Origin of the sequence: Pseudoduganella sp. S-14, assembly GCF_049913285.1 — a bacterium.
Lineage (GTDB): Bacteria > Pseudomonadota > Gammaproteobacteria > Burkholderiales > Burkholderiaceae_D > Rugamonas.
Map to the genome: position 1 here is coordinate 6,402,502 of NZ_CP183991.1, position 13,725 is coordinate 6,416,226.

The following is a 13,725-nucleotide window of genomic DNA, read 5'->3' on the forward strand; positions in this document are numbered from 1 at the left end:
ATGATTGTGGTAAATTATCTCTAAAGATAAATGTTTATATGCAATGAAAAAGAAGATCGTCATCCTGGGTTTCCTCGGTTCGCAACTGGACGGCGGCCCACGCACCCCGGCGCGCTGGGAAAAATGGCGCCCGAGCATCTCGCTCCTGCAGCATGAAGACCTGGTTGTCGACCGCTTCGAGCTATTGGCCAGCGCCCACCACACCACCCTGGCGCGGCAGATCGAGGAGGACATGCACGCTGTATCGCCGGAGACTGTCGTGCAGCGGCATACGCTGCCCATCAACGACTGGTGGGATTTCGAAGACGTCTACAGCCAGCTATTCGACTTCGCCCGCAATTACCGCTTCGATACCGAGAACGAGGAATACTGGGTGCACATCACGACCGGCACCCACGTTGCGCAGATCTGCCTGTTCCTGATGACCGAAGCGCGCTACTTCCCCGGCCGCCTGCTGCAGACATCCCCATCGCGCCGCGTGGTGCCAGGCAAGACTGGCGACTACGTCCTGATCGACCTGGACCTGTCACGCTACGACCAGATCGCGCAGCGCTTCTCCAATGCGCAGCGCGAGGGCGTGGAATTCCTGAAGTCCGGCATCGCCACCCGCAACCCGCACTTCAACCTGATGATCGACGAGATCGAACATGTGGCCGCGCGTTCGCGCGCGCCAATGCTGCTGATGGGGCCAACCGGTGCCGGCAAGTCTTTCCTGGCGCGGCGCATGTATGAGTTGAAGAAGGCACGCCACCAGGTCGATGGCGCCTTCGTCGAGATCAACTGCGCCACGCTGCACGGGGACGGCGCCGGCTCAACCCTGTTCGGCCACGTTAAGGGCGCCTTCACCGGCGCTGCATCGGACCGCCCCGGCTTGCTGCGCACTGCGCATAAAGGCCTGCTGTTCCTCGACGAGATTGGCGAGCTTGGACTGGACGAGCAGGCCATGCTGCTCAAGGCAGTTGAAGAGAAACGCTTCCTGCCAATGGGCGGCGACCATGAAGTACGCAGCGATTTTCAGCTGATCGCAGGTACCAACCGCGACCTGGCGCGCGAAGTAGCTGCCGGCCGCTTCCGCGAAGACCTGTTCGCCCGAATCAACCTGTGGACCTACTCCCTGCCCGGCCTGGGCGACCGGCCGGAAGACATCGAGCCCAATCTGGACTACCTGCTGGCACAATTCGGCGCCGAGAACGGTTCGATGGTGCGCTTCAATACGGAGGCGCGCCTGCAGTACATGCGCTTTGCGGCCTCGCCGGACGCGCTTTGGAACGGCAACTTCCGTGACCTGTCTGCCTCAGTCACCCGCATGGCAACGCTGGCCGATGCAGGACGCATCACGGCGCCGATCGTCACAGCGGAAATCGCGCGCCTGCAGCGCCAATGGCAGCCGCTGGCAGAAGGCGTGAAGGCCGATGTCACGCTCGACGGGTTGTTCGACCAAGAAGCGCTTGAGCAGATCGACCTGTTCGACCGCATGCAACTGGAATCCGTGATCGCCATTTGCCGCCAGTCGAAGACCATGTCCGACGCCGGCCGCAAGCTGTTCGCGGCCTCGCGCCTCGGCAAGGCAAAGCCGAACGACGCGGACCGCCTGAAAAAATACCTGGCCCGCTTTGGCCTTGGGTGGGAACAGGTCAGCTAGATCTTCGCGCGCACATGGCAGGTGTTGAAGCGTTCGCTCTGCTCGAATCCTATCGTCACCGGCAGGAAATGCGTAATTACTTCCGCATTGGTGATCGCGTGTTGCGACACATGGTCCAGCGTGTAGGCGCCCCCGCCTGCCAACGCCATCGGCAGCATTACCTGGTCACCCAGATGCTCCCCCACAGCCGCTCCCGAGGCCAGGTAACGCCGCGCCTCCAGCGCAGCCTCGCGTGCGACTGCCTCGGCGCGGACACCGCGATCCCCGATCGCTGAGAACACCTCCGTCACGGTCTCGCTCTCAATGGTCAGCAAGATTGCGTTGCCCGGACTAGCCGACGATGGCGACAGCACTTCGCGCAGTTGTTCGCCTTCCCACCCCAGCAGGTTACGCACGGTCGCGTATTGGCGTTGCGCCACCTGAGCCGGCAGGCGCGCCGCAATCGCCTGCGCGTAGGCTTGCAGCAAGCCGCCCCGGTCGAGCAGGTCGAGCCGACGCAACTGCTTGCAGGGCCAGACATTGGCCGAGATGCCGCCTCCGCCAGCCGGATAGAAGCCATAACGTTCAATATCAATCTCGACGTCCGCCCCCATGGCCGCGAGCACGCGGCAGTAGGCCCGTTGCAGGAATTCGGCTGGCGGCGCCTTGGGATTATGCGTGCCTCCCGCGACTGTCACGACGGTCGGCTGTTCAGCGAACAGCAAGGCAGGAATCAAGGTTTGCAGCACCAGCGTTGTGCTGCCGGCAGTGCCGATATCGAAGTCGTATACGCCCCCGCTCACACGGCCGGGCGTGAATTCCAATGACGTCGAGCCGACTTCGGCGTGGGTGACAGTCGCTGCGCAGGCGATAGCTGCTGCGCGTACCGCCGATAGGTGCTGGCGCCGCAAGCCGGGTGGTTGGCGATTGGCGCGGATATTCCGGATGCGGAAAGCCTGCCCGGTGATCATCGACAGAGTCAGCGACGTGCGCAGGATCTGGCCCCCACCTTCGCCCGTCGAACCGTCCAGTTCAATCATCGCGCACCTCCCTGCCGGCATTATGCTGCTGCCGGCAGGGAGCCGGCGCACGATCATCAGTAAGTGTTCAGTGCTTTCGAGAACTTGATCAACCACAAGCGGCTTGGACGCTCGCGGTCGTCGCCGCGCGCAACGCGAATCGTGTTCGCCGCGTTGCAGCCGGCCGCATTGCTGGTGACGATGGTGCCGTTCGCATCGACGTTGCACTTGGTGACGTCGGCATCCGCAACAGCGTCGCCGGATGGCGTGAAGATTTTGGTCTTGAGGCCGAAGTCATTATCGTTCGCCAGTGCCAGCGTATTGCCGTCAACGATGGTCAGGCCTTCCGCCTTTTCCGCCAGCCAGCCGATGGCATTCAGGTCCAGCAGCAAAGTCTTCTTCAGCGTGACCACCTTGGACCAGTCGGCGCCGTTGACCGCCACTGCACCCATCGAGCTCTTTTCCAGGTCGGAGGTGGCCGGGTTGAACGCCGCGGCGTTGATGTCGGTCGCGCCACCGATTTCCACCAGCATCAGTTTGTTGAACACCTTGCCGCCTGGTGCGGCGCCTTGCTCGATCACGATGAACTTCCCGTTGCCCAGTGCGACCATGTCTCCCAACTTCGCGTTGCCTGTGCGGCCATCCGCGTAATCGGCGCCGTTCAATGGATAGGCAAACATGCGGCCCGTGACGCCGGTGACTGGATCGAATTCGATCCAGCGAGTGAAGCGTGCAAAACGTTCCACCTGTTCGTTCTTGCCGGTCGCCGAGTACAACGCGCTGCCATCGGTCAGGGGACTTTGCAGGAAGCCGTGCAACTTGTCGGTCGCAGTGTCGAGCGCCATGCCCTCCATGCCGCGGTTGGCGCGGCGCTTGGCAAAGATCGCAGGCAGGCCGCTGCCTGGAGCATAGCGCGACTGAATCGCGCCGCTCGTGGCATCGATCTTCACGATGAAGGGACCGTATTCATCGGAGACCCACAGCGCATTGCGCTTCTTGTCGAAAGCAATGGCTTCGGTATCCAGGCCATTCACGCTATATACCGCCTTGGTCGTGACGTCGTATTTCATTGCATCGAAGACCGACACTTCAGCGGAATTGCCCAGCGTGCCGGCCGGGATGGCCAGGCCGGAGCTGTTGGTATTTGCGGAGACCTTGATCGGCAGCGTGGAGTTCAGCACGGCGCCGCCCTTACCGACAGTGATGATGCCGATCGATGGCGTGAAGCTAGGCGACGGAAAGATCTTGGCTCCCATGGTGCCGCTGCCGCCTGGATTAAGGACGTTCGGACCATCGCCGTTCGGACCACGGTCGGTCAACCCATAAAATTCCAGGTCGCCGTTGGCGGTCGTGCCTTTGAACGCCAGTGCAGAACCGTAGGACGGCAGGAAGCCCAATGGGAAATCGGCCTTCACCTTTGCATTGCTGCCTTCATACGGAATGTAGAAGCTGTTCCCTGCCTGCACCTGGTAGCGCGTCACGGTAACCGTGGCAGCTCCCTGGGTAAAGGTTTCCTGAACCGGCGTGCCAACCTTGGAGGCCAGCGTGTCTTCGAAGTGTTCGCGCACCAGCTGGCGGCGGTCGTCATCGACGCCGCGTGCGGCATAGGCAGTGCCGGCGGCAACCAGGTTGGCGGCCATGGCCTTGTTGAAGTCTGCTGCAGAGGCGCCGAAATCGACCGGCCTGCCAGCCAGTGCAGTCTTCACGTCGGCCGTGATCTTGATGCCGTTCGAGGGATCATTGTCTTCATCCAGCAACTGCAGTGCCAGCAGGCGGTTCACGACCTTGGCGTCCTTGACGTCGGTCGCGCCGGCCAGTTGCAGCGGGGTGATGATGGACGCGCATGCAGCGCTGCCCAAGGCAAGGCCGCCAACGCTGAAACTGACGGTGTCGCCTTCCTTGCAGGTGAACTCGCCCTTGGTGCCGGTTGCAGCCTTGGCTGCCGTGCCGGCAACGTAGTCCGCGCCCTCCACCGCGCCATCGACGAAGGCGCCATTAACGGACAGTTTGACAGGTTCATTGCTATCGCCGCCGCCGCATGCGGCAAGTGCGATGGCAAGGGGAAGGAGCGACAGGGATTTCATGCTGGCCTCTGGGGATTAAAAGGCGCAGCTTAACGATCGGAAGTGACGTGCCGATGACAGAAAAGCAAAAAGGCCCGCTCTTCAGCGGGCCTTTTTGGCTTGTTACTTAGTCTGACGATAACCTACTTTCACACTGGTTGCAGCACTATCATCGGCGCAGAGTCATTTCACGGTCCTGTTCGGGATGGGAAGGGGTGGGACTGACTTGCTATGGTCATCAGACTGACCGGTACTTGGTTCGCGCTTGGCGCGTCACCATGAATTATTAGCTTGACGATAACCTACTTTCACACTGGTTGCAGCACTATCATCGGCGCCAAGTCGTTTCACGGTCCTGTTCGGGATGGGAAGGGGTGGGACCGACTGGCTATGGTCATCAAGCATGACTTGTGTGCAGCGCGCCTGGCGCGCTGCGCAATCTGGGAAGAAGTAAAGTTGGGTAGTGTTCTCAAACACTGTGTAAGTGCTACATAACCGTCAAGGTTATAGGGACAAGCCGTACGGGCAATTAGTATCAGTTAGCTTAATGCATTACTGCACTTCCACACCTGACCTATCAACGTCCTGGTCTCGAACGACCCTTCAAGGAGCTCAAGGCTCCGGGAAATCTCATCTTAAGGCAAGTTTCCCGCTTAGATGCTTTCAGCGGTTATCTCTTCCGAACTTAGCTACCCGGCAATGCCACTGGCGTGACAACCGGTACACCAGAGGTTCGTCCACTCCGGTCCTCTCGTACTAGGAGCAGCCCCCTTCAAATTTCCAACGCCCACGGCAGATAGGGACCAAACTGTCTCACGACGTTTTAAACCCAGCTCACGTACCACTTTAAATGGCGAACAGCCATACCCTTGGGACCGGCTACAGCCCCAGGATGTGATGAGCCGACATCGAGGTGCCAAACTCCCCCGTCGATATGAACTCTTGGGAGGAATCAGCCTGTTATCCCCAGAGTACCTTTTATCCGTTGAGCGATGGCCCTTCCATACAGAACCACCGGATCACTATGTCCTACTTTCGTACCTGCTCGACTTGTCGGTCTCGCAGTTAAGCACGCTTATGCCATTGCACTATTAGCACGATGTCCGACCGTACCTAGCGTACCTTCGAACTCCTCCGTTACCGTTTGGGAGGAGACCGCCCCAGTCAAACTGCCTACCATGCACTGTCCCCGATCCGGATTACGGACCAAGGTTAGAACCTCAAACAAACCAGGGTGGTATTTCAAGGATGGCTCCATAGGAACTGGCGTCCCTACTTCAAAGCCTCCCACCTATCCTACACAGATTGGTTCAAAGTCCAATGCAAAGCTACAGTAAAGGTTCATGGGGTCTTTCCGTCTAGCCGCGGGTAGATTGCATCATCACAAACACTTCAACTTCGCTGAGTCTCGGGAGGAGACAGTGTGGCCATCGTTACGCCATTCGTGCAGGTCGGAACTTACCCGACAAGGAATTTCGCTACCTTAGGACCGTTATAGTTACGGCCGCCGTTTACTGGGACTTCAATCAAGAGCTTGCACCCCATCATTTAATCTTCCAGCACCGGGCAGGCGTCACACCCTATACGTCCACTTTCGTGTTTGCAGAGTGCTGTGTTTTTATTAAACAGTCGCAGCCACCAGTTTATTGCAACCTTTTCGCCCTTCCACAGTAAAGTGGTCAAGCTACCGAGGCGTACCTTATCCCGAAGTTACGGTACCAATTTGCCGAGTTCCTTCTCCCGAGTTCTCTCAAGCGCCTTAGAATACTCATCTCGCCCACCTGTGTCGGTTTGCGGTACGGTCTCGTATGACTGAAGCTTAGAGGCTTTTCTTGGAACCACTTCCGATTGCTTCGCGAGATAAACCCGCTCGTCCCAGTCCCTTGAATTACGCGCCCGGATTTGCCTAAGCGCCTTCTATGAACCAGCAACTGCCTATTCCAACAGGCAGACAACCTTCCGCGATCCGTCCCCCCATCGCATCATACGACGGTGCAGGAATATTAACCTGCTTCCCATCAGCTACGCATCTCTGCCTCGCCTTAGGGGCCGACTCACCCTGCTCCGATGAACGTTGAACAGGAAACCTTGGGCTTACGGCGTGCGGGCTTTTCACCCGCATTATCGCTACTCATGTCAGCATTCGCACTTCTGATACCTCCAGCATCCTTCACAAGACACCTTCGCAGGCTTACAGAACGCTCTCCTACCATATGCTTACGCATATCCGCAGCTTCGGTGACTGGCTTAGCCCCGTTACATCTTCCGCGCAGGACGACTCGATCAGTGAGCTATTACGCTTTCTTTAAATGATGGCTGCTTCTAAGCCAACATCCTGACTGTTTTAGCCTTCCCACTTCGTTTTCCACTTAGCCAATCTTTGGGACCTTAGCTGGCGGTCTGGGTTGTTTCCCTCTTGACACCGGACGTTAGCACCCGATGTCTGTCTCCCAAGCTCGCACTCAACGGTATTCGGAGTTTGCAATGGTTTGGTAAGTCGCGATGACCCCCTAGCCATAACAGTGCTCTACCCCCGTCGGTGATACTTGAGGCACTACCTAAATAGTTTTCGGAGAGAACCAGCTATTTCCAAGTTTGTTTAGCCTTTCACCCCTATCCACAGCTCATCCCCTAATTTTTCAACATTAGTGGGTTCGGTCCTCCAGTGCGTGTTACCGCACCTTCAACCTGGCCATGGATAGATCACTTGGTTTCGGGTCTACACCCAGCGACTGGCGCCCTGTTCGGACTCGATTTCTCTACGGCTCCCCTATTCGGTTAACCTCGCCACTGAATGTAAGTCGCTGACCCATTATACAAAAGGTACGCCGTCACCCCTTACGAGGCTCCGACTGTTTGTATGCACACGGTTTCAGGATCTATTTCACTCCCCTCCCGGGGTTCTTTTCGCCTTTCCCTCACGGTACTGGTTCACTATCGGTCGATTACGAGTATTTAGCCTTGGAGGATGGTCCCCCCATGTTCAGACAGGATTTCTCGTGTCCCGCCCTACTTGTCGTATGCTTAGTACCACCGCTCTGATTTCGCGTACGGGGCTATCACCCGCTATGGCTCCTGTTTCCAGAGGATTCCACTATCAGAACGACTATCACATACAGGCTCTTCCCATTTCGCTCGCCACTACTTTGGGAATCTCGGTTGATTTCTTTTCCTGCAGCTACTTAGATGTTTCAGTTCGCCGCGTTCGCTTCACACACCTATGTATTCAGTGAGTGATGACCTATAAGGCCGGGTTTCCCCATTCGGAAATCTTCGGATCAATGCTTGTTTGTCAGCTCCCCGAAGCTTATCGCAGACTTCTACGTCCTTCATCGCCTGTAATCGCCAAGGCATCCACCATGTGCACTTATTCACTTGTCCCTATAACCTTGACGGCTATAAGTTCAAGCACTTACTACTGTGTTTGATGAGTTTTACTACTACCCTAAGTGATATCTTTTCGATATCGCTTAATAAAACTTTTACTTCTTCCAGATTGTTAAAGAACGATGAACATAAAGTTCAAACCTAAGCGTGGTCGCTTACGTTTGAAATCTTGTTCCAACAGCCGATAAGTGTGAGCGTTTGAGTCTGATGCCGACTCTAGAAAGGAGGTGATCCAGCCGCACCTTCCGATACGGCTACCTTGTTACGACTTCACCCCAGTCACGAATCCCACCGTGGTAGGCGCCCTCCTTGCGGTTAAGCTACCCACTTCTGGTGAAACCCGCTCCCATGGTGTGACGGGCGGTGTGTACAAGACCCGGGAACGTATTCACCGCGACATGCTGATCCGCGATTACTAGCGATTCCAACTTCATGTAGTCGAGTTGCAGACTACAATCCGGACTACGATACACTTTCTGGGATTAGCTCCCCCTCGCGGGTTGGCGGCCCTCTGTATGTACCATTGTATGACGTGTGAAGCCCTACCCATAAGGGCCATGAGGACTTGACGTCATCCCCACCTTCCTCCGGTTTGTCACCGGCAGTCTCATTAGAGTGCTCTTGCGTAGCAACTAATGACAAGGGTTGCGCTCGTTGCGGGACTTAACCCAACATCTCACGACACGAGCTGACGACAGCCATGCAGCACCTGTGTGCAGGTTCTCTTTCGAGCACTCCCAGATCTCTCCAGGATTCCTGCCATGTCAAGGGTAGGTAAGGTTTTTCGCGTTGCATCGAATTAATCCACATCATCCACCGCTTGTGCGGGTCCCCGTCAATTCCTTTGAGTTTTAATCTTGCGACCGTACTCCCCAGGCGGTCTACTTCACGCGTTAGCTGCGTTACTAAGTCAATTAAGACCCAACAACTAGTAGACATCGTTTAGGGCGTGGACTACCAGGGTATCTAATCCTGTTTGCTCCCCACGCTTTCGTGCATGAGCGTCAGTTTTGACCCAGGGGGCTGCCTTCGCCATCGGTGTTCCTCCACATCTCTACGCATTTCACTGCTACACGTGGAATTCTACCCCCCTCTGCCAAACTCTAGCCTCGCAGTCTCCATCGCCATTCCCAGGTTAAGCCCGGGGATTTCACGACAGACTTACGAAACCGCCTGCGCACGCTTTACGCCCAGTAATTCCGATTAACGCTTGCACCCTACGTATTACCGCGGCTGCTGGCACGTAGTTAGCCGGTGCTTATTCTTCAGGTACCGTCAGCAGATCTGGATATTAGCCAGACCCTTTTCTTCCCTGACAAAAGAGCTTTACAACCCGAAGGCCTTCTTCACTCACGCGGCATTGCTGGATCAGGGTTGCCCCCATTGTCCAAAATTCCCCACTGCTGCCTCCCGTAGGAGTCTGGACCGTGTCTCAGTTCCAGTGTGGCTGGTCGTCCTCTCAGACCAGCTACTGATCGTTGCCTTGGTGAGCCTTTACCTCACCAACTAGCTAATCAGATATCGGCCGCTCCAGGAGCACAAGGTCTTGCGATCCCCTGCTTTCATCCTTAGATCGTATGCGGTATTAGCGTAACTTTCGCTACGTTATCCCCCACTCTTGGGTACGTTCCGATATATTACTCACCCGTTCGCCACTCGCCGCCAGGCCGAAGCCCGCGCTGCCGTTCGACTTGCATGTGTAAAGCATGCCGCCAGCGTTCAATCTGAGCCAGGATCAAACTCTTCAGTTCAATCTCTGTTTTTCGATATTGCTATCGAGGTCACTCACTCAAAATACTGACGAAATCTCATTAAGAGATTTACGTTTAATTTTGTGCGAGCGTTATAACGTATATTTTGAGCATCGGACCCGAAGGTCCGGGCATATCGTCAAACGCCCACACTTATCGACTGTTGATTTTTAAAGATCGCTGCCTTGTTTGTTCGACGAAGCGTTGTGTTCGTCAGCAGCAGAGAAGCGAGATTATGCAGTGTTTCGTATAACTCGTCAACCCCATCTTTTTCGCTTCGCTGCGTTGTCGTTTGACTGCGCTGCGTTGCGAGGGACAGAACTATAGCGGACCCTCGGCCTGCGCGCAAGGGTAAAATGTCAGGTTTCGCAAATCGGTTTCGCTGCTGTCATGACTATCCTGCTTTCCACCCTCAATGCGCGCTACACCCATGCCTCGCTCGGGCTGCGCTACCTGCTCGCCAATATGGGGGAGCTGCAGGCGCAGACGCGCATCCAGGAATTCGTGATCGGCGCGAAGACGACCGAGATGGTGGAGCGCATCCTGGCGACGCAGCCGAAGATCGTCGGTTTCGGCGTCTATATATGGAATGTTGAAGAGACCTGCCGCCTGGTGGCAACGCTGAAGCGCGTGGCACCACACCTGGTTATTGTCCTTGGCGGACCGGAAGTATCGTACGAAACGGGGGAGCAGGAGATCGCACGCCTGGCCGACTACGTAGTGACCGGCTGGGGCGACGTCACCTTCCCTAAGCTGTGCGGCGAAATCCTGAACGGTCCGAAGCCCTTGATGAAGGTACACGCAGGCGTGCAGCCGCCCATGGCGGAGATCAAGCTGCCTTATTCGATCTACTCGGATGAAGATATCGCGCACCGCACCTTATATGTAGAAGCCTCGCGCGGCTGTCCGTTCAAGTGCGAGTTCTGCCTGTCGTCGCTGGACAAGACCGCATGGCCGTTCAATATCGAGACATTCCTGGCGGAGATGGAAGCGCTGCACGCCCGCGGCGCCCGCACCTTCAAGTTCGTTGACCGCACCTTCAACCTGAATATCAAGACCAGCCTGAAGATCATGCAGTTCTTCCTGGATAAGCTGGCCGCCGCGCCAGACGATCCGGTATATGCCCACTTCGAGCTGGTGCCGGATCATTTGCCGGATGCACTGAAGGAAGGCATCGCGAAGTTCCCCCCAGGGACGCTGCAATTCGAAATCGGCATCCAGAGTTTCAACCCTGTCGTACAGGCCAACATCTCGCGCAAGCAGGATAACGCCAAGGCTGCCGACAATATCCGCTGGCTTTGCGAGCATTCGGACGTGCACATGCACGTCGACCTGATTGCCGGCCTGCCGGGCGAAACCGTCGAGAGTTTCGCGGAAGGCTTCGACAAGCTGTGGGCCCTTGGTCCGCATGAAATCCAGTTCGGCATCCTGAAGCGGCTGCGCGGCACGCCGATCATCCGCCATACGCAGGAATTCGGGATGGTATACGACCCCTACCCGCCATATACGATCCTGGCCAACCGCGATATTGATTTTTCAACCATGCAGCGACTGGTGCGGTTCGCGCGCTATTGGGATCTTGTGGCGAATTCGGGACGGTTCACGCATACCGTGCCGGTGCTGCTGGGTGACACTCCGTTTAAATCGTTTATGGCGTTTTCCGATTGGCTTTATGCCAACACGGACGCAACGCACCGGATTGCGCTGGACCGGCTGGCAGTGATGGTCGGGCGCTGGCTGGGGGTTGCGGGCATGGACGCTGCTGCGGCAGCTGAACTGCTGGCCCGCGATGGACATGGGGTGAAACAGAAGTCGGCGGCGCCTGCAAGCGCTGCGCCGGCACGGCAGGTGCGACACCTGGCAGCGTGACCCGCGCTGAGTGGCGCGGCAGGCGAAACTCTTTTACACTGGTGGCATGCCTATTGCTCAAGAGCCAACGTTATCTATCAGCCCAGACGGGCGCACGGTTTCAGCCGGGGGAACCTGGCAAGTCAGTGCACTCGCAAGCAAGCGGGTAATGAAGGCGATATCCGGTTGCCTGGATCATGTGAAAGATATCCACGCAGTCGAGTGGGATTTGAGCGGTGTTGAAATGCTGGACCACGTCGGCGCGCAACTGCTGTGGAGCACCTGGGACTACAAGCGCCCGGCCAAACTGAAGCTGGTCAACGGCCAGGAAGAAATCTTCAAACGCATCGAGACTGCCGGCAAGCTGGAAATGCCGCGCCCGCGCAAGGAGCGCTTCGGCTGGGTAACCACGCTAGGCTTTGGCGTCCTGCACTTCCTCGAACATATGCGGGGCTTCGTGCAGTTGATTGGCTCGGTGGTGCAGGACGTGGGGCGCTTTGCCACGCAACCGATGCGCGGGCCGTGGCGCGAAATCTCGGCCAATATTTTCCATGCCGGTTTCCAGGCGCTGGGTATTACCGCGCTGGTGGGCTTCCTGATCGGCGTGGTGCTGTCTTACCTGTCGGCGCAGCAACTGCGTAATTTTGGCGGCGACATTTACCTGGTCAACCTGCTCGGCATGTCGATCGTGCGCGAGCTGGGTCCATTGATGGCGGCCATCCTGGTAGCGGGCCGCTCCGGATCGGCCATCACGGCGCAACTGGGCGTGATGCGCGTGACGGAAGAACTGGATGCGATGCTCGTCATGGGCATTTCGCACGGCTATCGCCTGATCATGCCGAAAGTGGTCGCGCTGGCGATCTCCATGCCGCTGCTGGTGATCTGGACCGACGCGGCGGCGCTGATCGGCGGCATGATTGCTGCGAAAGTGGAACTGAACCTGTCGATCCGCTACTTCATCATGAAGCTGCCGCAGGTCGTGCCGCTGGCGAACTATTACATCGGCCTGTTCAAGGGCGCGGTGTTCGGCATGCTGATTGCGATGGTGTCATGCCACTTTGGCTTGCGCATCGAGCCGAATACGGAAAGCCTTGGCCGCGGCACCACCACCTCGGTGGTCACGGCAATTACGGTGGTGATCCTGGCGAACGCGGTATTTGCGATCGTCTTCAATGGAGTGGGTTACTGATGAATGACCTGCCACAACAAGAAGAAGAAAACTGCGGCTGCCCCGAGAGCGAGAGCAAGCTGACACTCGATGGCAGCGTGCCTGCGGTGGAGATCACCAACCTGCAGACCAAATTCGGCCGCACCGTCATCCACAATGACCTGAACCTGACCATCGAGAATGGCGAAATCCTGTCGATCGTGGGCGGTTCAGGCACCGGCAAGACCGTCCTGCTGCGGCAGATGCTGGGACTGGAGCGTCCAACCAGGGGTTGTGTGCGCGTCTTCGGCGAGGACATCACGGTCGCTTCCCAGGGCCACCTGCAGGAACTGCGCAACCACTGGGGCATGCTGTTCCAGCAGGGCGCGCTGTATTCCGCATTGACGGTGTTCGAAAACGTGGCGCAGCCGATGATGGAACTCGGCACCCTGCCCCCGCACCTGATCCGCGATGCGGTGCTGCTGAAAATGAATATGGTGGGCCTGGGGCCGGAACATGCGAATAAGATGCCGAGCGACCTGTCGGGCGGCATGATCAAGCGCGTGGCGCTGGCACGCGCCTTGGCGCTGGAGCCGAAGCTGCTGTTCCTGGACGAGCCTACCGCCGGCCTGGACCCGGACCTGTCGGAAAGCTTCGTGTCGCTGATCAAGTCCCTGCACCGCGAGCTGCGCCTGACCGTGGTGATGGTGACGCACGACCTGGACACGCTGTTCGCGCTGTCCACGCGCATTGCGGTACTGGCGGAAAAACATGTGTTGGCGATCGGGCCAACCCGCGAGGTGATCAAGACCGATCATCCGTTTATCAAGGAATTCTTCCTGGGCGACCGCGGCAAGCGCGCGCTGGAGGCCCTGGAATAAGGAGCAAG

Annotated in this window: 6 protein-coding genes and 4 rRNA genes; 4 read left to right on the forward strand and 6 right to left on the reverse strand. The window is 57.5% G+C overall.

Annotated elements, in window-relative coordinates:
• Nucleotides 1-43: 43 nt before the first annotated feature.
• Nucleotides 44-1,642, forward strand: coding sequence for an RNA repair transcriptional activator RtcR (gene rtcR, locus ACN9MZ_RS29445; protein ID WP_426340299.1), 1,599 nt, complete (start codon nt 44-46; stop codon nt 1,640-1,642).
• On the opposite strand, the gene rtcA is transcribed toward rtcR, so the two are convergent.
• The 6 genes from rtcA to ACN9MZ_RS29475 form a co-directional block, all read right to left on the reverse strand.
• Nucleotides 1,639-2,661, reverse strand: coding sequence for an RNA 3'-terminal phosphate cyclase (gene rtcA / locus ACN9MZ_RS29450; RefSeq protein WP_426340300.1), 1,023 nt, complete (start codon nt 2,659-2,661; stop codon nt 1,639-1,641). The two genes, rtcR and rtcA, sit on opposite strands and share 4 nt — an antisense overlap.
• Before the next feature lie 56 nt (nt 2,662-2,717).
• Complete coding sequence (locus ACN9MZ_RS29455) at nt 2,718-4,724, reverse strand: esterase-like activity of phytase family protein (RefSeq protein ID WP_426340301.1); 2,007 nt, start codon at nt 4,722-4,724, stop codon at nt 2,718-2,720.
• A 109-nt stretch (nt 4,725-4,833) separates the two neighbouring features.
• Nucleotides 4,834-4,946: ribosomal RNA gene (gene rrf / locus ACN9MZ_RS29460) — 5S ribosomal RNA — on the reverse strand.
• Nucleotides 4,947-4,992: 46 nt separating this feature from the next.
• Nucleotides 4,993-5,105: ribosomal RNA gene (rrf, locus tag ACN9MZ_RS29465) — 5S ribosomal RNA — on the reverse strand.
• 106 nt (nt 5,106-5,211) lie between these two features.
• Nucleotides 5,212-8,084: ribosomal RNA gene (locus tag ACN9MZ_RS29470) — 23S ribosomal RNA — on the reverse strand.
• 226 nt (nt 8,085-8,310) lie between these two features.
• Nucleotides 8,311-9,841: ribosomal RNA gene (locus ACN9MZ_RS29475) — 16S ribosomal RNA — on the reverse strand.
• Together the 16S, 23S and 5S rRNA genes form the textbook arrangement of a ribosomal RNA operon.
• Before the next feature lie 390 nt (nt 9,842-10,231).
• Between ACN9MZ_RS29475 and ACN9MZ_RS29480 the strand changes: the two genes are divergently transcribed.
• The 3 genes from ACN9MZ_RS29480 to ACN9MZ_RS29490 are packed head-to-tail and all read left to right on the forward strand — an operon-like array spanning nt 10,232 to nt 13,717.
• Nucleotides 10,232-11,710 (forward strand): DUF4080 domain-containing protein, encoded by a 1,479-nt coding sequence (locus ACN9MZ_RS29480; protein WP_426340302.1) that lies wholly within the window; start codon nt 10,232-10,234, stop codon nt 11,708-11,710.
• 46 nt (nt 11,711-11,756) lie between these two features.
• The gene (locus ACN9MZ_RS29485) at nt 11,757-12,878 is read left to right on the forward strand and encodes an MlaE family ABC transporter permease (RefSeq protein ID WP_426340303.1); all 1,122 of its coding nucleotides are present in this window, start codon (nt 11,757-11,759) and stop codon (nt 12,876-12,878) included.
• Nucleotides 12,878-13,717, forward strand: a complete 840-nt coding sequence (locus ACN9MZ_RS29490; protein WP_426166260.1) for an ABC transporter ATP-binding protein — start codon at nt 12,878-12,880, stop codon at nt 13,715-13,717. The genes ACN9MZ_RS29485 and ACN9MZ_RS29490 overlap by 1 nt, the downstream gene beginning before the upstream one ends.
• Nucleotides 13,718-13,725: the final 8 nt, after the last annotated feature.